Source organism: Mesorhizobium sp., assembly GCF_004962925.1.
Classification (GTDB): domain Bacteria; phylum Pseudomonadota; class Alphaproteobacteria; order Rhizobiales; family Rhizobiaceae; genus Mesorhizobium.
The window spans coordinates 1,140-23,654 of the sequence record NZ_SUEO01000072.1 but is presented as its reverse complement, the minus strand read 5'-3'; the positions used below and the strand labels follow the sequence as shown (position 1 = coordinate 23,654).

General features: G+C 61.2%; 26 protein-coding genes, 3 tRNA genes and 1 pseudogene. 17 read left to right on the top strand and 13 right to left on the bottom strand.

Annotated elements, in window-relative coordinates; all coding sequences use genetic code 11:
• The 3 genes and pseudogenes from E5W87_RS16325 to E5W87_RS16315 form a co-directional block, all read left to right on the top strand.
• Positions 1-334, top strand: a pseudogene (locus E5W87_RS16325) (hypothetical protein); the annotation flags it as partial.
• A 68-nt stretch (positions 335-402) separates the two neighbouring features.
• Entirely contained in the window at positions 403-1,290 is an 888-nt protein-coding gene (locus E5W87_RS16320; protein ID WP_292399264.1) for a DMT family transporter, read from the top strand.
• Positions 1,291-1,357: 67 nt separating this feature from the next.
• A complete protein-coding gene (locus E5W87_RS16315; protein ID WP_292399282.1) occupies positions 1,358-1,771 on the top strand; it encodes a GFA family protein in 414 nt (137 codons plus the stop codon).
• Positions 1,772-1,788: 17 nt separating this feature from the next.
• Here E5W87_RS16315 and E5W87_RS16310 read toward each other — a convergent pair whose 3' ends face one another.
• Positions 1,789-2,592 carry a sulfotransferase family 2 domain-containing protein gene (locus E5W87_RS16310; RefSeq protein ID WP_292399260.1) on the bottom strand — a complete coding sequence of 268 codons (804 nt, stop codon included), beginning with the start codon at positions 2,590-2,592 and terminating at the stop codon, positions 1,789-1,791.
• Positions 2,593-2,843: 251 nt separating this feature from the next.
• On the opposite strand from E5W87_RS16310, the gene E5W87_RS16305 reads away from it, so the two are divergent.
• Positions 2,844-3,515, top strand: coding sequence for an N-acetylmuramoyl-L-alanine amidase (locus E5W87_RS16305; RefSeq protein ID WP_292399257.1), 672 nt, complete (start codon positions 2,844-2,846; stop codon positions 3,513-3,515).
• Between the two features lie 156 nt (positions 3,516-3,671).
• Here E5W87_RS16305 and E5W87_RS16300 read toward each other — a convergent pair whose 3' ends face one another.
• Positions 3,672-3,929: a GlsB/YeaQ/YmgE family stress response membrane protein gene (locus tag E5W87_RS16300; RefSeq protein WP_095489451.1), complete on the bottom strand. Its 258-nt coding sequence runs from the start codon at positions 3,927-3,929 to the stop codon at positions 3,672-3,674.
• A 158-nt stretch (positions 3,930-4,087) separates the two neighbouring features.
• Here E5W87_RS16300 and E5W87_RS16295 point away from each other — a divergent pair, with 158 nt between their 5' ends.
• Entirely contained in the window at positions 4,088-4,555 is a 468-nt protein-coding gene (locus E5W87_RS16295) for a YidB family protein (protein WP_127205733.1), read from the top strand.
• Between the two features lie 156 nt (positions 4,556-4,711).
• On the opposite strand, the gene E5W87_RS16290 is transcribed toward E5W87_RS16295, so the two are convergent.
• Both E5W87_RS16290 and E5W87_RS16285 read right to left on the bottom strand, forming a co-directional pair.
• Positions 4,712-4,785, bottom strand: a tRNA-Gly gene (locus E5W87_RS16290).
• A gap of 83 nt (positions 4,786-4,868) precedes the next feature.
• Positions 4,869-4,953: transfer RNA gene (locus E5W87_RS16285), tRNA-Tyr, on the bottom strand.
• A 200-nt stretch (positions 4,954-5,153) separates the two neighbouring features.
• On the opposite strand from E5W87_RS16285, the gene E5W87_RS16280 reads away from it, so the two are divergent.
• The gene (locus tag E5W87_RS16280; RefSeq protein WP_292399253.1) at positions 5,154-6,005 is read left to right on the top strand and encodes an RNA methyltransferase; all 852 of its coding nucleotides are present in this window, start codon (positions 5,154-5,156) and stop codon (positions 6,003-6,005) included.
• A gap of 87 nt (positions 6,006-6,092) precedes the next feature.
• Here E5W87_RS16280 and E5W87_RS16275 read toward each other — a convergent pair whose 3' ends face one another.
• From E5W87_RS16275 to gcl, 3 genes are all read right to left on the bottom strand, one after another.
• On the bottom strand, positions 6,093-6,980 hold the full coding sequence (locus E5W87_RS16275) for a 2-hydroxy-3-oxopropionate reductase (RefSeq protein WP_292399250.1): 888 nt from the start codon (positions 6,978-6,980) through the stop codon (positions 6,093-6,095).
• 240 nt (positions 6,981-7,220) lie between these two features.
• Complete coding sequence (otnI, locus tag E5W87_RS16270; RefSeq protein WP_292399247.1) at positions 7,221-8,018, bottom strand: 2-oxo-tetronate isomerase; 798 nt, start codon at positions 8,016-8,018, stop codon at positions 7,221-7,223.
• 110 nt (positions 8,019-8,128) lie between these two features.
• Positions 8,129-9,910: a glyoxylate carboligase gene (gene gcl / locus E5W87_RS16265; RefSeq protein ID WP_292399244.1), complete on the bottom strand. Its 1,782-nt coding sequence runs from the start codon at positions 9,908-9,910 to the stop codon at positions 8,129-8,131.
• Positions 9,911-10,113: 203 nt separating this feature from the next.
• On the opposite strand from gcl, the gene bhcR reads away from it, so the two are divergent.
• A complete protein-coding gene (gene bhcR / locus E5W87_RS16260) occupies positions 10,114-10,998 on the top strand; it encodes an HTH-type transcriptional regulator BhcR (protein WP_292399241.1) in 885 nt (294 codons plus the stop codon).
• Between the two features lie 61 nt (positions 10,999-11,059).
• Positions 11,060-11,554: a YbaK/EbsC family protein gene (locus E5W87_RS16255; protein ID WP_292399238.1), complete on the top strand. Its 495-nt coding sequence runs from the start codon at positions 11,060-11,062 to the stop codon at positions 11,552-11,554.
• Here the strand turns inward: E5W87_RS16255 and E5W87_RS16250 are convergent.
• The 3 genes from E5W87_RS16250 to E5W87_RS16240 all read right to left on the bottom strand — a co-directional run bounded on the left by E5W87_RS16250 (position 11,522) and on the right by E5W87_RS16240 (position 12,721).
• A complete protein-coding gene (locus E5W87_RS16250; RefSeq protein WP_095489666.1) occupies positions 11,522-11,878 on the bottom strand; it encodes a hypothetical protein in 357 nt (118 codons plus the stop codon). The genes E5W87_RS16255 and E5W87_RS16250 overlap by 33 nt on opposite strands.
• Positions 11,879-12,045: 167 nt before the next feature.
• On the bottom strand, positions 12,046-12,351 hold the full coding sequence (locus tag E5W87_RS16245) for a BA14K family protein (RefSeq protein WP_292399235.1): 306 nt from the start codon (positions 12,349-12,351) through the stop codon (positions 12,046-12,048).
• Positions 12,352-12,553: 202 nt separating this feature from the next.
• Positions 12,554-12,721 (bottom strand): hypothetical protein, encoded by a 168-nt coding sequence (locus tag E5W87_RS16240; protein ID WP_292399232.1) that lies wholly within the window; start codon positions 12,719-12,721, stop codon positions 12,554-12,556.
• Positions 12,722-12,879: 158 nt separating this feature from the next.
• Here E5W87_RS16240 and E5W87_RS16235 point away from each other — a divergent pair.
• The 3 genes from E5W87_RS16235 (at position 12,880) to E5W87_RS16225 (ending at position 13,802) form a co-directional block, all read left to right on the top strand.
• Positions 12,880-12,955 (top strand) — tRNA-Thr (locus E5W87_RS16235).
• A gap of 180 nt (positions 12,956-13,135) precedes the next feature.
• A complete protein-coding gene (locus E5W87_RS16230; protein WP_292399230.1) occupies positions 13,136-13,381 on the top strand; it encodes a hypothetical protein in 246 nt (81 codons plus the stop codon).
• A 214-nt stretch (positions 13,382-13,595) separates the two neighbouring features.
• Positions 13,596-13,802 (top strand): hypothetical protein, encoded by a 207-nt coding sequence (locus E5W87_RS16225; protein WP_292399226.1) that lies wholly within the window; start codon positions 13,596-13,598, stop codon positions 13,800-13,802.
• A 78-nt stretch (positions 13,803-13,880) separates the two neighbouring features.
• Here the strand turns inward: E5W87_RS16225 and E5W87_RS16220 are convergent, their stop codons facing one another.
• On the bottom strand, positions 13,881-14,447 hold the full coding sequence (locus tag E5W87_RS16220) for a DUF2569 family protein (RefSeq protein ID WP_292399223.1): 567 nt from the start codon (positions 14,445-14,447) through the stop codon (positions 13,881-13,883).
• Positions 14,448-14,534: 87 nt separating this feature from the next.
• Positions 14,535-15,149: a TetR/AcrR family transcriptional regulator gene (locus tag E5W87_RS16215; protein WP_292399220.1), complete on the bottom strand. Its 615-nt coding sequence runs from the start codon at positions 15,147-15,149 to the stop codon at positions 14,535-14,537.
• 91 nt (positions 15,150-15,240) lie between these two features.
• Between E5W87_RS16215 and E5W87_RS16210 the strand changes: the two genes are divergently transcribed.
• Genes E5W87_RS16210 through E5W87_RS16190 form a run of 5 tightly spaced genes read left to right on the top strand, consistent with a single transcriptional unit; the run spans position 15,241 to position 19,858 of the window.
• Positions 15,241-16,347: a spermidine/putrescine ABC transporter substrate-binding protein gene (locus E5W87_RS16210; protein WP_292399217.1), complete on the top strand. Its 1,107-nt coding sequence runs from the start codon at positions 15,241-15,243 to the stop codon at positions 16,345-16,347.
• Between the two features lie 13 nt (positions 16,348-16,360).
• Positions 16,361-17,248 (top strand): ABC transporter permease, encoded by an 888-nt coding sequence (locus E5W87_RS16205; protein WP_292399213.1) that lies wholly within the window; start codon positions 16,361-16,363, stop codon positions 17,246-17,248.
• Between the two features lies 1 nt (position 17,249).
• Positions 17,250-18,032, top strand: a complete 783-nt coding sequence (locus E5W87_RS16200) for an ABC transporter permease (protein ID WP_292399209.1) — start codon at positions 17,250-17,252, stop codon at positions 18,030-18,032.
• Positions 18,029-19,093, top strand: coding sequence for an ABC transporter ATP-binding protein (locus E5W87_RS16195; RefSeq protein ID WP_292399206.1), 1,065 nt, complete (start codon positions 18,029-18,031; stop codon positions 19,091-19,093). The genes E5W87_RS16200 and E5W87_RS16195 overlap by 4 nt, the downstream gene beginning before the upstream one ends.
• 3 nt (positions 19,094-19,096) lie before the next feature.
• Entirely contained in the window at positions 19,097-19,858 is a 762-nt protein-coding gene (locus tag E5W87_RS16190; RefSeq protein WP_292399203.1) for an MBL fold metallo-hydrolase, read from the top strand.
• Positions 19,859-19,899: 41 nt separating this feature from the next.
• Here E5W87_RS16190 and E5W87_RS16185 read toward each other — a convergent pair whose 3' ends face one another.
• On the bottom strand, positions 19,900-20,865 hold the full coding sequence (locus E5W87_RS16185) for an NAD-dependent epimerase/dehydratase family protein (RefSeq protein ID WP_292399199.1): 966 nt from the start codon (positions 20,863-20,865) through the stop codon (positions 19,900-19,902).
• A gap of 588 nt (positions 20,866-21,453) precedes the next feature.
• On the opposite strand from E5W87_RS16185, the gene E5W87_RS16180 reads away from it, so the two are divergent.
• Positions 21,454-22,227, top strand: coding sequence for an NAD kinase (locus E5W87_RS16180; protein WP_292399196.1), 774 nt, complete (start codon positions 21,454-21,456; stop codon positions 22,225-22,227).
• Positions 22,228-22,515: the final 288 nt, after the last annotated feature.

The window sequence follows — 22,515 nt, the reverse complement described above, 5'->3', positions numbered from 1 at the left end:
CATCTGGATATGGCTTCAAAAAGGAGCTTTCCATGTCAAGGCAGCAGCTCTCGCGACGGCGACGATCCTCGGCACGCCGTACGCGTTCATCTACGATTTCGTAGCCCTCGCCGTTCCGCTGGTGTTTCTGGGGAAAACAGGCTTTTCGGCGAAAGAGAGCGCCGTCGTGATCGCTGCAGGCATTCTGGTCGGCTGCGGTCCCTCGCAATACGCTCCCACCGCGTTCTTCTCGGCGCTGCTCGTGCTCAGCCTGGTGATCGGCCGTGCATTGCAGGTCTATGCCGTCCCGATACGTCCGGCGGTTTCGCGGGCCGGAATGGCCCGCGCGAACTGAAGCAAGTCCTGCTCCCTTGCCCGTTGGCGCCCATTGCCGCCATTAACCAGGTCTGATTTCCTGATCCAATGCATTTCATTCCGATCGCCATCCGCGGCCCGCTGTTCATGATCCTCTCGACCGGGTCCTATGTCGTCAACGACACGATGATGAAGCTGGCGACGGTGGGGCTGCCACCCTATGAGGTGCTGTTTCTGCGCGGGACGGCGGCGACGCTGTGGGGCATCCCGTTGCTGTTTGCGCTGGGTTACGCCAAGCAGATCCCGCTGATCCTCGAAAGAAGAGTGTTGCGGAGAAACCTGTTCGAGCTGGCGGCAATCCTTTGCTACGTGGTGGCGCTCGCCAACATGCAGATCGCCGATTCGACCGCCTTGGGGCAGATCACTCCTCTGCTTATGCTGATTGGCTCCTCTGTCCTGTTCCGCGAACGGATCGGAGGGTTGCGCATGGCGCTGATCGGGCTCGGCTTCACCGGAGCGGTGATGGTGGCGCAGCCGACCATGCAGGGTATCTCGGTCTACGCTTTGCTGGCGCTCGGCAACGCGGCATTCGCCGCCGCGCGCGATCTCGCCGGGCGGCGGGTCGCCGCCGATGTGCCTGGAATGATCGTGGCTATTTCCGCGGTGGTGGTGGTGCTGGTCGGCTCAGGCGTCGCGCATTTGGTGTCGGAGCGTTGGGTGATGCCCGAGACGCATCATCTGCTGCTGATGGCCGGGGCCGGATTGTTCCTGATCTTCGGCCACTTCTTCATCTTCATGGCCTATCGCGTCGGGCCAACCGGCGTGGTGGCGCCGTTCTATTACTGCTTCACCGTCTGGGCAGTCATTTCGGGTCTGGTGGTGTTCCAGCAATTCCCGAACGCGCTGGCGATCAGCGGCATCCTTCTGGTGGTGGCCAGCGGGCTGACCATCGTGTCGCTCGACGAGCGCCGGCGCCGGCTGACCGTGGTCGCCTAATTCAAGCAGTGGTCACCGCTAAAATGGAGAAGAGACTGTGACAAGCCAGGAGAATGCCGGCAACCGCATGCTTGCCGGAAAGTGCATGTGCGGCGCCGTGCAATACGCGGTGGCCGACGAGTTCATCTACGCTGCGAATTGCCACTGCTCTAACTGCCGGCGCACCACCGGTTCCGCCTTCAAGCCGTTTGCCGGCATCGAGCGTGAGAGGCTGAGCCTGACCAAAGGCGAGGACAATCTCCTGATCTTCGGCGAGGAGACCGTCCATGACACCCATTGCAAGACCTGCGGCTCATTGCTCTATTCGGTCGTCCGCGACGGCGCTTTCGTGCACGTCGCCATGGGAACCCTCGTCGACGAGCCGGCTATCCGCCCGACGCATCACATCTTTGTCGGCTCCAAGGCGAAGTGGTTCACAATCACCGATGACCTGCCCCAATATGAAGAGCATGTGGTGATCGCCGGAGATGCTGGCGGATAACCGGCACAGACCGGCAGCTAGAGAATTATCCTCGGCTCGATAAGCGAGCGCTTGGACATGAAGTGAAAGAGATTGCGCGGTGTTCGGGGATAGATGATCCGGCCATCGCGCAAGGCTCCCGGATCGCCGAAAACATGCAGCGTCGAGGGATCATCGGCATCGCCTTCAGGAATGCCTCCCCATTTTTGCGGATCGTAGTAATCGACGAGAAATCCATAGTCGTAGCGGCAAAACCGCATCGCCTTGGCCAACGCCGCCGGCGACAGGTCCGAAGGGCTGATTTTCCTGCCGCCGACCTGCAGCCGTGGCAGGTCGAATACCCGTCCGCTTACAGAGGATAGAAACGCCTCCACTCTGTCCATCTGCTCGAATTTGAAGACATGTTCGAAGAGGAACAGGCTGCAGCCGGTAAAATAGCGCGGCGACGCCACGTGGAACTGGATCTCCCAGGAGCAGGCGCAGTATTTCTCGATGTTGAAAATGAACGTATCGAAGTCCGGATCGACCGGAATGCCGAGCCTTTCAAGCTTCTCCCTGTCCACGTCCGGTCTGGTCAGAACCCGAGTGTCGGAGATCCTGCTGGAATAGGCGGAAAGAAGCCGCTCCAGGGGATCGCGGACGATCGTGAACCGGCCCTTGTGTCCGTCATATGTGGGAAAGAAAGGGTCGACGTAGTTTGTCGCCAAATGGCCGTGAACGTCATTGTCGGGGTCGAACCCGGAGAGCGAGCCTTCCTTTCCGTCGAGCGCCATAAGCGCATATTTGACGCTGCTGCTGCCACTCTTCGGGATGGGATAATAGGTGATCGCCAGTTCTTTCATTTCAATCGCCATTGCCGACTGCGCCCGACATCGCCCATCCCGCCCAAATCCGTGCCGGAAATTCCCTATCAGAGTTGCCCGCTTGCCTCTAGCAGGGATGCGCGGGCCGCAGCCCGGTATCCTGCCCCAGGCGACAAGTGCAAAAGCGCCGAATGTTAGAAACGCTCAACCAAATCATCGTTTCGTTTTCGCATTCTCTGTCAAAGAAACTATAGTGATTGCGTTTGCCAGATTTGTTGCGGGGATTTTCTGTGGCATTGCCGCCGGACTGGATGCCCAACGTTCCGATGAAGCGGGTCATTTGCCATTGGACGGCAGGCTCGCATTCGGCAGGCGAGACCGACAAGGACGCCTATCATATCCTGGTCGAGGGGAATGGCAGCCTCGTCAGGGGCCGGCCTTCCATCACGCTCAATTCCGGCAGGGTGAAGTCGGGATACGCAGCTCACACCCTCAACTGCAACAGCGGCTCGATCGGGGTTTCCCTGTGCTGCATGGCCGGGGCGGAGGAAAGACCATTCAATGCCGGCCAATACCCGATGACGAGGACGCAGTGGGATGCGCTGATCGTTGTCGTCGCCGCGCTTTGCAAATACTATCGCATCAAGGTCACGCCCAAAACGGTTCTTTCGCACGCCGAGGTCGAGCGCAATCTCGGCATCGAGCAACGCGGAAAATGGGATGTTAGCCGCCTGCCCTTTGACCCGACGGTCGTCGGCGCGAGGGCCTGTGGCGACCGGCTGCGCCAGCAGGTCATGGCGGCGATGGGGTCGATGCCCGACCTGCCCGTCAGAAGCGGCCGTGACGCGGCTCTCGAGACTGCCTTCAGGCGTCTGCTCGATGAATTGTGGCCAATCCTGGCCAGAGGGCTCGAAGCTGGCTTCAACACGCTGGTCCGAGAAATCCTCAAAAGGATCAGGTAGGACGTTTCAGCCCGCGCCGCACCGTCGCACGGGTAATTGGACGAGAAGTCGCGGCTTCCCAGAGCGGAAAGCCGCGATATCGGATGGACCGAAAGCGGCCGGCCAGAACACGTCAGGCGGCCCGCCGAGGCCGCCTTGCCTGTCGGCCTTTAATCTCTAAAGAGCCCGGTTCCCGGTGAACTGGTGATAGGCCCACAGAACGACCACCGATCCCAGCACGGCGACGATCAGGCTGTAGATGTTGAGGCCGGTAACGCCTGACGCGCCAAAGGCGCTGAAGATCAGGCCGCCGACAACAGCGCCGACGATCCCGAGTATGATATCAAGAACAAGGCCCTGCCCGCTCTTGTTGACGATCTTGCTGCCTATAAAGCCGGCGATAACGCCAAGGATGATCCAGCTTAATATTGACATTTTCCTCTCCATTCCCCGCCTCCGATTACTTCCACATTATTAAGCAAAGCTCAAGCCAACTTGAAATTCATGATTACGGAAAGCTCAACCAGCTTGAAATTCGACCCGAATGGTTCATTGTGGAGATAGGACGGGCAACATTGACATGGAGATCCACAATGGGACTGTTTGACAATGCCGTTCCCGGCGGTAACGTCGCCAAGCCGCTGATGATCGCGCTCGGTGCGCTGCTGGTTGGAAAAATGCTGAGCGGTGGAAATTCCGCCCAGACCGATCCGGCCCAAAGCCCCGCCCCCGTGCCGCCTGATACAACCGCATCCGCCGACGGTGGCTTGCTCGGCGGACTGGGCGGCCTGCTCGATAAGTTGAAAGACGCCGGCCACGGCAATGCCGCCGATTCGTGGGTCGGCACCGGGCAGAACCAGCCCATCCAGGCCAACGATCTGGGCAATGCGTTGGGCCCGCAGGTCATTCGCGAGATCGCGCAAAGGACAGGGCTGAACGAGCAGGACTTGCTCAAGCAATTGTCCGCGGCTTTGCCGGGTCTCGTCGACCAGATGACGCCGAACGGGCAAGTGCCGCAGCAAAATCAACTCGCGTCGATATTGAACAGGTTCACCAGTTAGGCAGGCAGCTCACCGCGCATCCGTTGGACGCGCTACGAAGCTTCAACACGTCGAATTTTGATTTGCGGATGATCCCGTTCGCAGGCGCGTTTCAACTTGCGCTGAGCATGGATTCGGGATGATGCGCGAAGCCCTACGGAGCAGCGAATGGAAATCTGGAGCGGGTAGCGGGAATCGAACCCGCATATTCAGCTTGGAAGGCTGCTGCTCTACCACTGAGCTATACCCGCGCCTTTCAGTTAGGCATCGGCCGAAAACCGCTATGCACTTTTCGATCCGATGCTTCCGCGTTTCAGGGCTTCCGGGCCGGCAGTGGTGGAGAGGGTTGGATTTGAACCAACGTAGGCATAGCCAACGGATTTACAGTCCGTCCCCTTTAACCACTCGGGCACCTCTCCAGTCTGCCGCCGGAGCCATGCAACGAGGCATCGACGCGTCGCAACCGCCGTAGCAGCCCTTCGCGAAGCGCCTTATGGCGGCAGCGCCCAAAACTGTCAACCGCAACATCCCGGCAAAACGCGCTGAATTTGATGCCTCGCCCGACAAGCAGGTTCTGCGGCTGTATCCATACGCAGACGACACGGCTATAGAACCGGCCATGAGCAACGACAACAAGCCCAAGACCCCAAAAGACACCCACTACGCCAAGCTGCGCCGTGCGCATCGAGACGAGAAGAGCGGCGGCGCGCCGACGTTCAGGCCGCGCCAGCCGGTGCCGCCGGGAGAGACCGCCGCGGACGGCCTGGTGAGGCTCTACGGCCTGCATACGGTGCGGGCGGCACTCGACAATCCGAGCCGGCGGATCAGGAAGATGCTGGTGACGCGCAATGCCGCCGAGCGGCTGGCGATCGCCAACCTCGCCGCCTTGCCCTTCGAGGCAGAGCTGGTCGAACCGAAGGACATCGACAAGGTCACCGGCTCCGATGCCGTTCATCAAGGCGTGTTGATCGAGGCCGAGCCGCTAAAACCCAAGCGCCTCGACGCGCTCGGCGATACGACGCTGGTGCTGGTGCTCGACCAGGTCACCGACCCGCACAATGTCGGTGCGATCTTGCGCTCGGCAGTCGCCTTCGGCGCCGGCGCGCTGATCACCACGGCGCGCCACAGCCCGCATGAATCCGGCGTGCTGGCGAAATCGGCCTCCGGCGCGCTGGAGCATATCGACCAGATCGAGGTGAAGAACCTCGCCGACGCGCTCGGCCAGTTGCACGAGGCCGGCTTCCAGACCATCGGCCTTGATTCGGATGGGCCGGCGGAACTCGAAAAGAGTTTTTCGGGAGAAAAGATCGCATTGGTGCTGGGCGCCGAAGGCAAGGGCCTGCGCCAGAAGACGCGCGAGACGGTGACGACGCTCGCCCGGCTCGACATGCCCGGCGCCATCCGCTCGCTCAACGTGTCGAATGCTGCGGCGGTGAGCCTTTATGCGGCGAGGAAGTTTTTAGGGCAGTAAGGGAATAGGGCAATAAGGCAGTATGTTTCGCTCAGAGTGGATCCACCCTACTGCCCTACTGCCCTACTGCCCTACTGCCCTACTGCCCTACTGCCCTAACCCATGCCCCGCCATCCTCTCCAGCGCCCTGACCAGCGCCGAGTGATCCTCCTTGGCGCCGCCATTGGCCGCGCAGGAGTTGAACAATTGCTGTGTGGTAGAGGTGTTGGGTAGCGCGACGCCGAGCGCCTTCGCGCCTTCAAGAGCGAGATTAAGATCCTTCTGGTGCAGTTCGATGCGGAAGCCCGGCGCGAAGCTGCGCTTGATCATCCGCTCACCATGCACTTGGAGGATGCGCGAGGCGGCCAGTCCGCCCATTAGCGCCTGCCGGACCTTGGCCGGGTCGGCACCGGCTTTTGAAGCGAAAACAAGGGCTTCGGCGACCGCTTCAATGGTCAGCGCGACGACGATCTGGTTGGCGACCTTGGTGGTCTGGCCGACACCGTTGGGGCCAACCAGCGTGATGTTCTTGCCCATCTTCCCGAACACCGGCCTGGCGCGCTCGAAGGCCTTTTCCTCGCCGCCGACCATGATGGTCAGCGATGCGGCCTTGGCGCCGACCTCGCCGCCGGACACCGGCGCGTCGAGATAGTCGCAACCGAGATCGTTGATCTTCTCGGCGAATTCCTTCGTTTTGATCGGCGAGATCGAACTCATATCGATGACCAGCTTGCCCCCGGACAGACCTGAGGCGACGCCGTTGTTGCCGAACAGCACATCGGCCACCTCAGGCGTGTCGGGAACCATGGTGATGATGATGTCGGCCGTTTTCGCCACGGCGTGATGGCCGGAGACGGTCTTCAGACCCTTGGCGACGAGATCGGCCGGTGGCTTGGATCGGTGGTCGCTGGCGACGACGGTGTAGCCCGCGTCGAGCAGATGCCCCGCCATCGGCGTGCCCATGATGCCGAGGCCGATGAAACCGATGGTTTCCATTCATTTTCTCCGTCGTGTTCCTTGTTAACGCCGCGTTCCTTCGCGCCCCCCTCTGGCCTGCCGGCCATCTCCCCCACAAGGAGGGAGATTGGATGTCACCGCCGCCTTCGCCAATCTCCAAGGTTGCAGGAGTGAGCGAGGCGCCGAAGCTGCCAATCTCCCCACCCGTGGGGGAGATGGCCGGCAGGCCAGAGGGGGGGGCGCGAAGGAATGCGACCTCAATCACTACCTCCCCGGTCGCTAAGCCGCCGCACTCCCCTGCCCGGCCAAGTTCCGGAACCATCCGAGTCCGGCTTCCGTGCCGGCCTTCGGCTTGTACTCCGCCCCAATCCAGCCGGAATAACCAATGCGGTCGATGTGGTTGTACAGAAAGGGAAAATTGATCTCGCCCGTCCCCGGCTCATGACGGCCGGGATTGTCCGCAAGCTGGATATGCGCGATGCGGCCGAGGTTTGCCTCGATGGTGCGGGCGAGATCCCCCTCCATGATCTGCATGTGATAGATGTCGTATTGCAGGAACAGGTTCTTCGAGCCGACGCGGTCGATGAGCGCCAAGGCCTGATCCGAATAATTCAGGAAGAAGCCTGGAATATCGAGCGTGTTGATCGGCTCGATCAGAAGCCTGATGCCGGCCTGCTCCAGCTTCTCCGCTGCGAAAGCCAGGTTCTCGGCAAAGACATCTTCCAGCACGCTCCGTTCGACGCCCCGCGGCGCGATGCCGGCGAGGCAGTTGACCTGTTCGCAACCCAGCGCATGCGCGTAGGTGATCGCCTTGGCGACGCCTTGCCGGAACTCGGGAACGCGATCCGGCAACACGGCGATGCCGCGCTCGCCCTTGGCCCAATCGCCGGCCGGCAGGTTGAACAGCGCCTGGGTCAGGCCGTTCTTCCTGAGCCTCGCGGCAACCACCCCCGGCGCATGGTCATAAGGACCGATATATTCGACGCCTTTGAAGCCGGCGCGGGCGGTGGCATCGAAGCGGTCGAGGAAATCGTGCTCGCCAAAGAGCATCGAGAGATTGGCTGAAAAACGCGGCATTCTTTTTTCTCCGGTTCCAGACCATGATCCCGAAAAGTGAAAACCGGTTTTCGGAAAGATCATGGTCAAACAAGAAGATAGAGCCCCATCCCAGCGGGATGGATCAGGCTCTAATCGAGCATCACGATCGCGGTCGGCGCGTCTTTGTGATGTTCGGCAAGCTCCTCGAACTCGGTGATCTTGTCGATTTCGGTGCCCATCGAAATGTTGGTGACGCGCTCGAGGATGAATTCGAGCACGACGGGAACCTGGTGCTCCTTCATCAGGCGCTGTGCCTGATCGAAGGCGCCGGCGAATTCCTCCGGCCTGCGCACCCGGACCGCCTTGCAGCCCATGGCCTCGGCGACCGCAACGTGATCGACGCCGTAGCCAGCCTCGGGATCGTCTTTCCGGTTGACGTTCTCGAAGGCGAGACTGACCTCGAAATCCATTGAAAAGCCGCGCTGCGCCTGGCGGATCAGGCCGAGATAGGCATTGTTCACGACGACGTGGATATAGGGCAATTTGTGCTGCGCGCCGGCCGCCAATTCCTCGATCATGAACTGGAAATCATAGTCGCCGGACAGCGCCACGATGTTGCGCTGCGGATCGGCGGCGCGGACGCCAAGCGCTGCCGGCAGCGTCCAGCCAAGCGGGCCGGCCTGGCCGCAATTGATCCAGTTGCGCGGCTTGTAGACATGCAGGAACTGCGCGCCGGCGATCTGCGAAAGCCCGATCGTGGTGACATAGGTGGTATCGCGGCCGAATGCCTTGTTCATCTCCTCATAGACGCGCTGCGGCTTCAGCGGCACCTGGTCGAAATGCGTCTTGCGCTTCATCGTCTTCTTGCGACCCTGGCATTCCCTGACCCAGCCCGACCAGTCGCGCAGTTTCTCTGCCGTCTTCCACTCGGTGGCGACGTCGAGCAGCATTTTGAGCGCCGCGCCCGCATCCGACACGACACCGAGATCCGGCGCGAAGACGCGGCCTATCTGAGTGGGCTCGATGTCGACATGGATGAATTTTTTGCCTCTGGTGTAGACGTCGACAGAGCCGGTGTGGCGGTTGGCCCAGCGGTTGCCGATGCCGAAGACGAAGTCGGCCTCGAGCATCGTCGCGTTGCCGTATCGATGCGACGTCTGCAGCCCGCACATGCCGGCCATCAGCCGGTGGTCGTCGGGGATCGCGCCCCAGCCCATCAGCGTCGGGATAACAGGCACGCCGGTAACTTCGGCGAATTCGATCAGCAGGTCCGAGGCATCGGCATTGATGATGCCGCCGCCGGCGACGATCAGCGGTCTTTCGGCCGCGTTTAGCATCGTCAACGCCTTCTCCGCCTGGCTGCGCGACATCGCCGGCTTGAACGGCACCAGCGGCTCATAGGCATCGATATCGAACTCGATCTCGGCCAGTTGCACATCGACCGGCAGATCAACGAGAACCGGCCCCGGCCGCGACGAGCGCATCAGGTGGAACGCCTTCTGCAGCGCCATCGGCACGAGATAAGGTTCCATGACGGTGACCGCCCATTTGGCGACGGGCGCAGCGATGGCGGCGATGTCGACGGCCTGAAAATCCTCCTTGTTGAGACGCGCCCGCGGCGTCTGGCCGGTGATGCACAGGATGGGAATCGAATCCGCCGCCGCAGAATAGAGCCCGGTGATCATGTCGGTGCCGGCCGGGCCGGAGGTGCCGATGCACAGCCCGATATTGCCTGATCCGGCGCGGGTATAGCCTTCGGCCATGTGCGATGCCGCCTCGACATGGCGCGCCAGGATATGGCGGATCGTGCCCCTCGCCTTCAGCGCCGAATAGAACGGATTTATGGCAGCGCCCGGCACGCCGAAGGCGCAGGAAATGCCTTCCTTTTCCAAAACGAGAACCGCTGCGTCGACCGCGCGCATCCTGGCCATGTCAGCCTCCACGGAATTTGTTGATGGCCGAGAATGCCAGTGCGCCGACTATTTTTCAATTTTTTCAGAATATTTTTTCATTTCTAAGAAACGACCATTATTCGATGATTTAATTAGCTTTTCCGTTTTTCATAATTTTGTCATTGCCGAGCAGTGAAAAACTTTTTCATTGCGCATTTGGCGAAATTGGCAAGAATGCCGTCATGGAAACGACCGAAAAACGCCAGCGCGGACGGCCGCGCGCCTTCCACGGTCCATCTGAGGCGGCTTCGGTGCAGTCGCTCGATCGGGCATTGCGCATCCTGGCCATCGTCGCCGACGGCAGCGGCCTGTCGCTGAGCGAGATCGCCGCGCAGAGCGGCCTCGCAGCGTCCACCGCCTACCGCATGCTGACGACGCTGGAAAACCACGGCATGGTCGAGTTCGACAGCACCGACCAGCTTTGGTCGATCGGCGTCGAGACTTATCGCATGGGCGCGGCATTCCTGCGCCGCCGCAAGCTGGTCGACCGTGCCCGCACTGTCATGCAGGAACTGATGGAGAAGACCGGCGAGACCGCCAATCTCGGCGTCGCCGAGGATGATTGCGTCGTCTTCGTCAGCCAGGTCGAGACGCATCAGGCGATCCGCGCCTTCTTCCGGCCGGGCACGCGCAGCTCCTTTCATGCGTCGGGCATCGGCAAGGCGGTGCTGGCGCATCTCGAGCCGGAGCGCGTCGGCGCCATCCTGCGCCGGGCCGGGCTGGAGCGCTTCACCGAAAAGACGCTGTCCGACATCTCGGCGCTGGCGCGCGACCTGGTGACGATCAAGCTGCGCGGCTGGTCGGTCGACGACGAGGAGCGGCACCCGGGTATGCGCTGCGTGGCCGCCGCCATCTTCAACGAGTTCGGCGAGCCGATCGGCGGCGTTTCGGTCTCGGGACCGACGGTGCGCGTCACACCCGAGCGGCTGGCCGAGATCGGCCCCCTGGTGCGCGAAGCCGCAGCGGAAATAACCAGGATGATTGGTGGTCTGCCGCCCCCTTCTTCACCAAGCCGCGCCGCCGAACCGGGTTCACTCTTCGAGATTGGCGCAGCGCGCTCACCTTGACAGCCGCCCGGCTACGGCCAAGTTTGCGTCCACCTTCCGCCAGCCGACGCCGGAAAGACGCATGAGCCTCCAATCCGTCAAAGCCTTCTTCGCCGAATATGCCCCCGATATCGAGGTGATCGAAACGCCGACAAGCTCGGCGACCGTCGCGCTCGCGGCTGAGGCGCACGGCGTCGAGGCGGGGCAGATCGCCAAGACCATCTGCCTGCGCGTCGGTGACCGGGTCATGCTGGTCGTCGCCCGTGGCGACGCGCGCATCGACAATCGCAAATCGCGCGATGCATTCGGCGGCAAGCCGCGCATGCTCGATGCCGAGCAGGTGGCCGAAATCACCGGCCATCCGATTGGCGGCGTCTGCCCCTTCGGCCTCGCCTCGCCGTTGCCGGTCTATTGCGACGTATCGCTGCGCGCCTACGATCAGGTCGTGCCGGCGGCCGGCGCAACCAATGCAGCGGTGAAAATAGGCGTCGAGCGCATGGCAGCGCTGACCGGCGCCGAATGGTGCGACATCTGTCAGGATGAGCTAGGCCCCGGGCACTGCGCTCTTGGTCGATAGGTCGTAGAAATCAAGCAGCATCGCCAGCCCAACTCCGCAGGCGGTGAAGATGAGGCCGGCGATAAAGATGCGGGTGGCGCGTTCATAGACGCGTCGCTGTAGAGACGTTGTGTCGAGCAGCAACCGCAGCGCTCGTATCTGCAAGGCAATGCCTATCAAAATCGGCACGACGGCAGCCAGGTGATAGATTTCCCAAGGGAGCGGGTTGGCGGCCCAATGCGTGATGAAGCCCAGCGAGAAAGCCAGTAGAATGCCGACGGTGGTGATCGTGCCGTTGCGGAAATCCGTCTCAATCTGCTCTTCCTTGGGTTCGTGCTCGTCCAAGCGTCCCTCTCCCTCTGGTGCCTTCACCGCCAGACTAAGCTGTCGAAAAATCCCTGTACATCCCTCGCTGGAACCGGTCGCGGTGCCGGGTTCAATTTTGCAACTCAGTCAGCTGAAAAAGGGGCAGTGGGTGCCCCTTTTCCCTTGCCTGAAACGGTTCACCTCCCTCAAAGCCGGCAGCGGTGACGGTAACCGTCGTAGCCGACATAGGTGTCGGAGTACGGATCGTAGCTCTGATAGCGATTGAGACAGCGCCGGACGTGCCACGAACCGCCGTGGTCCTCGATGTAGACGGTGCGCGGCTGGGCGAGCGCGCTGCCGAGCAGGAAGCCGCCGACGCCGGCGGCAATGCCGATGCCAAGGTGCTTGTTGTAATGCTTGTGATGGGCGGCCGAAGGCTGAACGGTGCCGGCCAGCATGGTGGCGGCGACAGCGGTGGCGATGAGGCCGGAAACGATGGTGCGCTTGAACATGACGATCTCCTTGCTGCGTTGTGTGAGAGGCGATCCATCCGCCTCTTGACCGTCAGTCGTTGCGGCAAGGAAAAAGGTTCGATGATTTTTGAATTTTTTCGAACGAGGAAAATCGACCGGTCTGACAAGGTCCACAAGGTCCGCAGTCAGCACGCAATCATGATCGGTAGGCGGCGCCGGTCGATACCCCGGCGGGGAGGCCTCAGCCCATGCCGGTGATATGGCGCAGCCAGAAGGCGAGCGCGATGAAGCCGATGATGGTGGTGACGCCGGTCCAGTCGACATTGGCGCTCTTCAGATCCTTGATGAGCTTCACCAAGAGAATCCAGGCCACGGCGACGACTAGGGCAATGACGACAAGTCTGATCATGCGGCACCCTCGCCTATCCGATTGCACCTTCAATCAATATAGGAAGCGAATTGGCCGTTTTCAGGATGTCCGCGCCGGCCGTTCCGGCGCGTTCGCCGGCAGTCGAAAACAGAGTTTTGTCTTTACTGGCGCAGCAAATATGCTAACCGGAGCGCCGTGCCCTTGTAGCTCAGCTGGTAGAGCAGCGGTTTTGTAAACCGAAGGTCGGCGGTTCGATTCCGTCCGGGGGCACCAGAAAACAAATGGCTTCTACGAGAATCGCCCCAGGGGACGCTCGATATTTGCTCATCCCCGATTTCCACAGGCCGGGGCCATAGCACATCAGCTTCAACGTATATATTCCCGAGTGAAAACCAGAGGTATTCCCTAGTGGAAACCAGAGGTATTCCCTAGTGGAAACCAGAGGAGCCTTCGTTGGAGCAGAAACGCACGATCGCCCCCTTCATTGGTGGCATGTATGGTGGTCTTGCTGCCGTCGTGTTCGCGTTCGGTTTCCGCTTCCTGATAATTCCCGATCCTGATCCAACCTCGCAAACAACGATAATCCTTTCAGGACTGGCCTTTTCGATTTGTTTCAGCCTGACCTTCCTTCGCGAGCATCGACGCCAAATCGCTGCCGCCAGAAAATTTCTAAGCCGTCCAAGATCGTATCCGGACTAATCCCCGTTCTGCAACGCAACGCCCCGTGCCCTCTGGGCCGCATCGGGCCATCAGGAAAACTCAGTCGAGCCAACTGATACAACAGGGCGATACATACCGCTGGCATCTCCTGCTACCCCGGGCATTTAAAGCCATTCGATTAAAATGCTCCTGTGTATATTAGCAGTCGCTCAATTTAGCGCGCCGACAATGTCCTGGGGGCGGCTAAAATCAAATGGGTGATGTCATGCGAAGCGACTTCGCCGCTGCGCGCGAGCTCTTGGAGTGCGCTCAAAACCGGCTCTGCGGCATGGATGAAACGAGCCAACGCGTCAGCGAGGTGCTGGACTCCCTGATCGAGGAAATAGCCATCGCGGAATTCCGCAAGGCGCCACTGACCGTCGTGCCGTTTCCGCGCGCTCGGCCCAAGCATGCTCGGTAAAATTGCCGGTCGTGCCGGTTTCTCCTGGGGTCTCAACGTTCCCAATTTAGGTCGGCAACGGTGAGCGCCTCATCGCCTCTATGGCACGCTTACGGCTTGACCAGACACGCCCGCCTTGGTGAACGTGTTCCTCACCCGGACTGACTTGTAGACGTAGCCGACCCAAATTCCGGTCAGGGCAAAAGACGCTATGGGCGCTATCAGCGCATTTCCGGTAAGCACCTGGCTCACTGGGATGCCAAGAACCGCTGAAGTCCAGACCGTGTTCAAGAGAAACACGACAGGTATTACAAACCACTGGTACAGGAATAGCTGCGTGAAGCGGTAACTCCGCCGCAGCATTGCAACGAGCACAACCACCTGGAACACCACAAACGCTAGCAAGAGGGCAACCTCGCCGTAGACGGCCAAAGTGCCATTCGGGAGCGTCATGAGCTGTCGGTAGCCTTCACTCGATGAGCCCAATGAGACGAGTGTGCGTAGCGGGGAGAAAGCCTGAAGGATCGCAAGCAGCATCAGCCAACCTCCAAACCCCACAAGGCTCGCTGGATTCGGGGAAGGTTTGATCGCAGACCGCACAGCGAAAAAGACAGGCACCCCAATCAGCAAAAACAGTATTGCCCAATGCCAGAACGAAAAACCCATTTACCCCTCCACCCAATGCAGTCTTGGGTTGTATCATCTTTCTGCGTGTATTCAAGGTAGTATTTGCGTTCTGGCCCACCTTTGCGGTCAAGCCGCGATCGCCGTCACCAGAATGCGGTTCTGCCTTCGTATCGCGGCGCGCAGTTCCGCAATCCTGGCCTCGTCGCGCTTCACGAACTCGATGAACATCATATTCATGTTGTTGAACACCAACTCGCCCAAGGCCTGCCCGTCGATATCCCGGCGCACCAGGCCGATCGCTTGCAGTCTCGCGATCAGCGCGCGGATCTGTTCGGTCAGTGCCCGGTCGAGCGCGGTGTAGGCCTGACCGAACGGGCTGTCGGGCAGCTGCGTCGAGATCGCCATCGCCTGCCGCCACATCTCCTTGCTGAGGTAGTGCAGCGAATGCTCGATATAGATGCCGAGCAGCGTGTCGAGCGCGTCGCCGACATTGGCCGGTGGATTGGCGACGACGCCCTGCCCGGCATTGAGCACCTCGTTGACCTCCATCGAAACGATGGCGCCGAGGATATCGCCCTTGTTCTGGTAGTAATTGTAGATCGTGCCGACCGACACCTCGGCCTGCGCCGCGATGGTCTCGATCTTGGCGCCTTCATAGCCGGCGTCGCGAAAAAGCGCCGCCGCCGCCTCGATGATACGACGGTGCCGATCCGCCTTTTGCCTTGCCCGCAATCCACTCATATCGGCTATTTGCCATAAAAACAGAATTGACTCAATTTTAGAATTGGTTCAATTTTTTGCCAGAAGCCAAAAAGGCAAGGGAGAACACTCGATGTCCATCAATCCAAAGACCCCGAATCCGACTATCAAGAATCCGCGTTCCGTTCTGAAGAGCCGTCTTCACGCCGCGTGTGCTGCGACAGCGCTGCTGCTGGCGACGGGCAGCCTCGCTCAGGCCGCGGATCTCAACGCCTTGATCTGGTGCGACCATGCCGACCCGGCGCTGCTGCAGCCCTTCGAGGAGGCCAATGGCATCAAGGTCAACGTCAAGGAGTTCGAGGGCACCGGCGCCGGCATGGCGATTGTCGAACAGTCGCAGCCCGGCGACTGGGATGTGATGGTGATCGACAGCATCGACATCCCGCGCGGCGTCGAAAAGAGCCTGTTCGAGCCTCTGCCGGAAGACAAGCTGCCCTTCGCCGACCTCTTTCCCCAAGTGAAGATGGACAGCTCCACCGTGGTCAATGGCAAGCGCTACGGCATCACCGAAAAATTCGGCTACAACACGATCGGCTACAACAAGACCAAGGTCGATCCGGCGGACATGCAGTCGATGGCTGCGCTGACCGGCGACAAGTATAAGGGCAAAATCGCCATCTATGACTATTACCTGCCGGTCATCGGCATGGCCGCACTGGCGATCGGCAAGAAGACCGCCGAGCTGACCGAAGCCGACCTTCCCGCCATCAAGGAAGAGCTGCTCAAGATGAAAGCCAATGCCAAGCTGGTCGGCGAGGTGACCGCCAGCCAGACAGCGCTGGCGACCGGCGAGGTCGACATACTGGTCGGCGGTGGCGAATGGGTGACGGCGGGCCTGGCGAAGGAGAACCCTGCCCTCGATTTCTCGATTCCGAAAGAAGGCGCTGTGCTGTGGTCGCAGTCGCTGGCCATGTTCAAGGACTCGGAGAACAAGGACATGGCGCTGAAGTTCATCCAGTACATTATGAGCCCCGAAGGCCAGGCGCGGCTTGCCACATCCGCCTGCTATTGGGGCATGCCGGCGAATACCAAGGCGGCGCTGAGCGACGAGCAGAAGAAGATCCTGCGCTTCGACGAGCAGCCGGATTTCCTCGCCCGCGCCCAGCCCTATCCGGCGCCGAATGCCGATCTCGACAAGAAGATGCAGGACGTCTGGACCGAAATGCTGCAGGCGCAGTGACCGGCTGCCGGTCGTGAACCCTGCCAAGAACAGCGGGCGTGCCCTGCCCCGGGCGGGCTGTGCCCTGCCCCGGGCGGGATGTGCCCTGCGCTGGGCGTTGGTCACGCCGGCGCTCGGCTGGACGCTGCTGTTCTTCGTCCTGCCTTTCCTGGCCATGGCGCTTTCCAGCCTGACGGCGCATGACGGCGGTGGCTTTACGCTCGCCAACTACAGCCAGTTCTTTGCCAATCCGGCCTATTGGCAGGCGATGGTGAACTCGCTGCAGGTCACCGCCATCGTCACCCTGATCTCGGTGCTGCTCGCCTACCCCTTCGCCTGGATCCTGGCCGAACAGGTGCCGGAGCGTTGGCAGCGGCTGGCGCTGATGCTGGCTGTGCTGCCGTTCTGGACCTCCTATGTCGTGCGCTCCTACTCCTGGCTGCTGGTGCTGGCGCAGAACGGCGTGATCAACCGTGCGTTGACCGGCTCCGGCCTGTTCAGCGAGCCGGTGCAACTGGCCAACACACGGCTGGCCACGGTCATCGGCTTCGTGCATTTCTTCGTCATGCTTTTGACGTTGACGATCTTCGCCAATCTGAAGCAGCTCAGCCCGAGCTACCGCAAGGCCGCCGCCGATCTCGGTGCCGGGCCGGTGCGCACGTTCCTGCACGTTATCCTGCCGCTGACGCTCCCCGGCATCATGGTCGGCGCCTTCCTCACCTTCGTGCTGTGCATCGGCGACTACATCACGCCGCAGATCCTCGGCGGCAACAACGAGCTTTTGATGCCGCAGCTGGTGATGATGCAGATCGGCCGGCGCGGCGACTTTCCGCTCGCCTCGGCGCTGTCGATCATCCTGATGGCGGTCGTCACCATTGCCTATCTCGCCTGCGCCCGCTGGCTGAAGATCGAGCGGGCCTGAGATGCGCGCTCTCATCCGCATCGTCTCCGGTCTCTACGCCGTCGCCATCTATGGCTTCATCTTCCTGCCGGTGGTCGTGCTGGTGCTGTTTTCGCTGCAGGCGACGTCGTTTCCGATCCCGCCCTTCACCGGGCCGTCGCTGCGCTGGTACGACGCCGTGCTCGCCGACACGCGGCTGACCTCGGCGTTGGTCAATTCGCTTCTTGTGGCGGCCATCTCCTCGGCTGCCTCCGTCACGCTGGGATTTCTTTCTGCCTGGGGCTTTGCACGCTTCGCTTTGCCGGGCTCGGCCCTGCTGCGCGGGCTGATCACGCTGCCGCTGACAGTGAGCTATCTCATCATCGGCATGGGGCTGCTGGTGCTGTTCAACTGGGCCGGCGTGCCAAAATCGCTGCTTGCAGCCGGCATCGGCCATGTCGTGATCAACCTTCCGCTGTGCTTTGCCATCATCTACAGCCAGATGGGTGACCACCAGATCAACATCGAGCGCGCCGCGCGCGACCTCGGCGCGCCCGAATGGAAGGTGCTGCTGCTGATCACCGTGCCTGTCATGGCGCCGGCGATCTTCGCCGGGTTCTTCCTGTCGATGACCTTCTCCTGGGACGAGTTCGTGATCTCCTTCCTGCTGACGCGCTTCGACACGACGCTGCCGGTCGAGATCTGGAACCTCCTTCGCTCAGGCCTCAATCCCAAAACCAACGCCATCGGCTCGCTGGTCTTCGCCGTCTCAATCGTGCTGGTAATATTCTTCGAATTGATGCTGTTGCGGAGGAAGCCGGCATGACCGCGCCACTGGTCGATATAAGCTCTGTCTCGCATCGCTTCGGCCAGCATACCGTGCTGAAGAACGTGTCGCTGCAAATCGAGCCGGGCAGCTACACGATCCTGCTCGGGCCGTCGGGCTCCGGCAAGACGACGCTTTTGTCCATTCTCGGCGGGTTCGTCACGCCGAGCGAAGGCAAGGTGCTGATCCGCGGTGAGGACTGCACCGACGTGCCGCCGGCGAAGCGCCCGACAACTACGGTGTTCCAGGACTACGCGCTGTTTCCGCATATGAGCGTCGGCGGCAATGTCGGCTTCGGCCTGCGCATGCAAGGCGTCGATGCCACGACACGGGCCGCGCGGGCACGCGAGGCGCTGGCACTGGTCGGTCTGGCGACTGCTTTCGACAAGAAGCCGCATCAATTGTCCGGCGGCCAGCGGCAGCGCGTCGCATTGGCCCGCGCGCTGGTGATCGAGCCGGCGGTGCTGCTGCTCGATGAGCCGCTTGGCGCGCTCGATCTCAAATTGCGCCGGCAGATGCAGGACGAGCTAAAAGCGATCCAGAAGCGGGTCGGCACCGCCTTCATCCATGTCACCCACGATCAGGAAGAAGCGATGGCGCTGGCCGACCATTGCGTGGTGATGAACGATGGGCGCATCGAGGACGAAGGACCGCCGGAGCGCGTCTATGCACGGCCGGCGACGCGCTTTTCCGCTACCTTCATGGGCGAAAGCACGCTGATATCGGGAACGGTGACGAAGGCGAAGGACGGAACAATCACGGTTTCTACGCAAGTCGGACCGCTTTCGCTGCCCGGCACAGCGTTAGCCGGGACGGCTGTCGCCCTTGCCATCCGTCCGGAGCATCTCGTTCTCGGCGCGGCCAGCGGCGCTGTAAGGCTCGGCACGGCCAAGGTGAGCGACGTGGTGTTTCAAGGCAGCTTCAAGCGCGTGCTTGCTCTCTCCGAGAAAGACCCGGCGCTGCACTTCATCGCCAGGGTCCCCGCCGCTGCGGCCGTCCGGCCGGGCGACATCGTTGCGGTTTCGTGCGACGCTGGCGATGTCATCCTTCTGGCGGACTAAGCCATGGGCACGCTTCCGGTCATCGACGCACCGAATTGGTATGAAACCATCCGCATGGGCGATGGCGTGACGCTGATCCACGAGCCGTGGATCAAGCCGTTCTTCCGCTGCAACATCTGGCATGTGCGCGGTCGCGACCGTGATCTCCTGTTCGACACCGGCCTCGGCCATTTCAGCCTCAGGCGCCATGTGCCGCTGGTGACGGAACGAAAGCTCCTATGCGTGGCGAGCCACACGCATTTTGACCATATCGGCTGCCATCACGAATTTCCGAACCGCTGCGTGCATGCGGCCGAGGCAGAAATCCTCGCCGATCCACGCAATGAATGGACGGTCGCCGACACCTACGCGACTGACGCAATGTTCGACGGCCTGCCGCGGGGCTGGGATACGGCGCGCTATCGGATCCTGCCGGCGCCGGCCGATCGCCTGCTCGGGCAAGGCGACGTCATCGATCTCGGCGACCGTGCCTTCGAGGTGATCCACACGCCGGGTCATTCGCCCGGCGGCATCGCGCTGTACGAGAAGAAGACCGGTATCCTGCTTTCCGGCGACATCATCTATGATGGCCCGCTGATCGACGATGTCTACCATTCGCTGGTCGACGACTATGTCGCCACGCTGCTCAGCATGCGCGACCTTGATGTCTCAGTCGTGCATGGCGGCCATTTCCCGAGCTTCGGCAAGGTGCGCTATCGCCAGCTTATCGAGGAGTATCTCACACAAAAGCGGCAAGCCGGCTGCCATCTGCTGCAATCGCTATAAGCATCGGCTTCTCGTATCGCGGGGCGGCCGGGCCGGCGAGATCATGGTAGATTGGTATCGACAGCCACAATCTGTTTCCGGAACCATTGGAGGGTGCGCTCAATCCCATCCTGATAACTGGTTGTTGCTTCCCAGCCGGGGAGAACACGCCGCGCCAAGGTCAGGTCCGGACAGCGGTTTGTCGGATCCTGGGGAGCTGGCGCGTGGTGTTCGATGGAGCTGCCCGGAACGAGCGAGCAAACGAATTTTGCGATCTGCAGCACCGGCACCTCGTAGTCGTTTCCGATGTTCAGGGGGCCTCGATGTGAGATGCGGTCGCGCCAGAAGAAGCGTTCCAGTGCATCCACGATATCATCGACATAGCCCCAGCTTCGCGATTGGGAGCCGTCGCCGTAGACGGTCAGTATCCCGGTTGTCAGGGCCTGGTTTATGAAGTTCGAAATCGCGCGGCCGTCGTCGGTCCGCGTTCGCGGGCCATAGGTGTTGAAAAGCCTCACCACGCGCACGTCGAGTCCTTCGACGCGCTGCGTCTCGAACAGCAATGCTTCTGTGCAACGCTTGCTTTCGTCATATGACGATCTGGGTCCGGTGCAATCCACGGAGCCCGTGTAGCTTTCGGGCTGTGGGGAAATCAGGGGCTCGCCGTAGACTTCCGAGGTCGAGGTAAAGCAAAAACGGCCGCCCGGCTTGAGCAATGTCAAAAGATTGAGGGCTCCGCCCACATTGGCCTTGATGGTGCGCGACGGCTCGCGCATGTACCAGGACGGTGAAGCGGGCGACGCAAGGTGGATGATTTCATCGAAGCGCTGATCGGATCGGAAGCTTTCGACGTCTTGTATTTCGAGGCTCAAGCGCAGGTCGGTACTATGCGCAATGTTCTGGCGCGATCCTGTCCATAGATTGTCGACGACAACCAAGGCCTCCAAGTCGGTGCGCAGCAACAAGCGGTCGATCAAATGCGAGCCGATGAAGCCGCAGCCACCAGAAACCAACACGCTGCGCGCCATGGAAAGCTTCCACCCCGGACGTCAGGCCAATCACGAGTTCATCTACATCGCTACAGGCCGGAATTGCAACGAGCGGCCTTGGACGGATGCCGCAGGCGCACAGCCAAGGGAGGCTGCGCACTGCGCTCGTCAAATCCGTCCAGAAGAAGACATGCCCGGTGCTTGGCGAATTCACAGCGCCCTTTGCGGGCACGGCGTGCCGGCGGCATCGCCACAGCGTGAACCCGTGGGTTGGGGTCTCAAACTCGTCTCTTCGGACTGGCGCACCAGTTGGGCAAAGGCAAGAGCAAAACTTCCCAGCATCAGGACGATGATGATCAGGCGTGTTACCGGCAATAGATTGGTCCGACTGGCTGGCCCCCACGCCGCCCATCCACTGCGGCTAACATGATCGATCCGGCTTTACGAGAGTTTAATCCCCGTCTTAACCATCACATTCGCTTGTCACTCGACACGATGCGCGAGCGCCTGACCGGCGTGCTTCCCGGCACTGTGTCGAAGGCAGCACATGCCTGCCTTTGCAGATTTGCCCGCCCATGCTAACCCGGCGCTGGCGCGGCCCCAGCAACCGGTCGCCATTGGGGAGTCATGAGCAAAGCCGCCAACCGTTTCGCCTTCGTCTCGTCCGGCGCCGCCGACGCCAATGCGGCGCTGGAAAGTCTGTCGGCGCGCTATGGCCAGGCATCCATCGAGGATGCAGAGATTGTCGTCGCCCTCGGTGGCGACGGCTTCCTGTTGCAGACCTTGCGCGACACGATGAGCACGGGAAAAAAGGTCTACGGCATGAACCGTGGCACTATCGGCTTCCTGATGAACGAATACCGCGCCAGCGGTTTGACGGCGCGCATCGCGGCGGCCGTTGCCGAAACGATCCGTCCGCTGGAGATGCAGGCGGTGACGGCAGAGGGCGAAACGATTTCAGCGTTGGCGATCAACGAGGTCGCGCTGTGGCGCCAATCCTACCAGACGGCCAAGATCCGTATCACCGTGGACGAGCAAGTGCGGCTGGAGGAATTGAACTGCGATGGTGTGATGATCGCGACGCCGGCCGGTTCGACCGCCTACAATCTGTCCGCGCACGGGCCGATCCTGCCGCTCGACGCACCGCTGCTGGCGCTGACCCCGGTCAGTCCGTTCCGCCCGCGCCGCTGGCGCGGCGCGCTGCTCTCCAACAAGGCGATCGTGCGGTTTGAAATTCTGGAGCCGGAAAAACGGCCGGTGAATGCCGCCGCCGACCACACCGAAGTCAAGGCGGTGACCACGGTCACGGTCAGGGAATCACCGACGGCGACCGCGACGCTGCTGTTCGATCCCAACCATTCGTGGAACGAGCGCATTCTCGCCGAACAGTTCCGTTACTGAGCCGGTACAGCGACCGACAGCTCGATTAAGCATCGCGATTAAGGTTACAACTTCACAATCATGCCGGTCCCCGCCCGTTTCTGTTGACAAATCGTGGGCTTGCGCCTACCTGCAATACCAATCTTGCAGGCGCGCGGCGCTTGCCGCGACTGCTTACGTTGCGCCCCCGAACCAGCCAAAGACAGCCAAACTTGTCCTCAGACGCCCAGATCGCTCAAGAAGCGTTGACCTTCGCAGACCTCGGCCTGTCGCCGAAGGTTCTTTCCGCAGTCACCGATGCCGGTTACA

Coding starts and splice junctions, on each gene's coding strand:
- E5W87_RS16320 (WP_292399264.1), top strand. CDS start 403: ATGCATTTCATTCCGATCGCCATCCGCGGCCCGCTGTTCATGATCCTC.
- E5W87_RS16315 (WP_292399282.1), top strand. CDS start 1,358: ATGCTTGCCGGAAAGTGCATGTGCGGCGCCGTGCAATACGCGGTGGCC.
- E5W87_RS16310 (WP_292399260.1), bottom strand. CDS start 2,592: ATGAAAGAACTGGCGATCACCTATTATCCCATCCCGAAGAGTGGCAGC.
- E5W87_RS16300 (WP_095489451.1), bottom strand. CDS start 3,929: ATGTCAATATTAAGCTGGATCATCCTTGGCGTTATCGCCGGCTTTATA.
- E5W87_RS16295 (WP_127205733.1), top strand. CDS start 4,088: ATGGGACTGTTTGACAATGCCGTTCCCGGCGGTAACGTCGCCAAGCCG.
- E5W87_RS16280 (WP_292399253.1), top strand. CDS start 5,154: ATGAGCAACGACAACAAGCCCAAGACCCCAAAAGACACCCACTACGCC.
- E5W87_RS16275 (WP_292399250.1), bottom strand. CDS start 6,980: ATGGAAACCATCGGTTTCATCGGCCTCGGCATCATGGGCACGCCGATG.
- otnI (WP_292399247.1), bottom strand. CDS start 8,018: ATGCCGCGTTTTTCAGCCAATCTCTCGATGCTCTTTGGCGAGCACGAT.
- gcl (WP_292399244.1), bottom strand. CDS start 9,910: ATGGCCAGGATGCGCGCGGTCGACGCAGCGGTTCTCGTTTTGGAAAAG.
- bhcR (WP_292399241.1), top strand. CDS start 10,114: ATGGAAACGACCGAAAAACGCCAGCGCGGACGGCCGCGCGCCTTCCAC.
- E5W87_RS16255 (WP_292399238.1), top strand. CDS start 11,060: ATGAGCCTCCAATCCGTCAAAGCCTTCTTCGCCGAATATGCCCCCGAT.
- E5W87_RS16245 (WP_292399235.1), bottom strand. CDS start 12,351: ATGTTCAAGCGCACCATCGTTTCCGGCCTCATCGCCACCGCTGTCGCC.
- E5W87_RS16240 (WP_292399232.1), bottom strand. CDS start 12,721: ATGATCAGACTTGTCGTCATTGCCCTAGTCGTCGCCGTGGCCTGGATT.
- E5W87_RS16225 (WP_292399226.1), top strand. CDS start 13,596: ATGGGTGATGTCATGCGAAGCGACTTCGCCGCTGCGCGCGAGCTCTTG.
- E5W87_RS16220 (WP_292399223.1), bottom strand. CDS start 14,447: ATGGGTTTTTCGTTCTGGCATTGGGCAATACTGTTTTTGCTGATTGGG.
- E5W87_RS16215 (WP_292399220.1), bottom strand. CDS start 15,149: ATGAGTGGATTGCGGGCAAGGCAAAAGGCGGATCGGCACCGTCGTATC.
- E5W87_RS16210 (WP_292399217.1), top strand. CDS start 15,241: ATGTCCATCAATCCAAAGACCCCGAATCCGACTATCAAGAATCCGCGT.
- E5W87_RS16200 (WP_292399209.1), top strand. CDS start 17,250: ATGCGCGCTCTCATCCGCATCGTCTCCGGTCTCTACGCCGTCGCCATC.
- E5W87_RS16195 (WP_292399206.1), top strand. CDS start 18,029: ATGACCGCGCCACTGGTCGATATAAGCTCTGTCTCGCATCGCTTCGGC.
- E5W87_RS16190 (WP_292399203.1), top strand. CDS start 19,097: ATGGGCACGCTTCCGGTCATCGACGCACCGAATTGGTATGAAACCATC.
- E5W87_RS16185 (WP_292399199.1), bottom strand. CDS start 20,865: ATGGCGCGCAGCGTGTTGGTTTCTGGTGGCTGCGGCTTCATCGGCTCG.
- E5W87_RS16180 (WP_292399196.1), top strand. CDS start 21,454: ATGAGCAAAGCCGCCAACCGTTTCGCCTTCGTCTCGTCCGGCGCCGCC.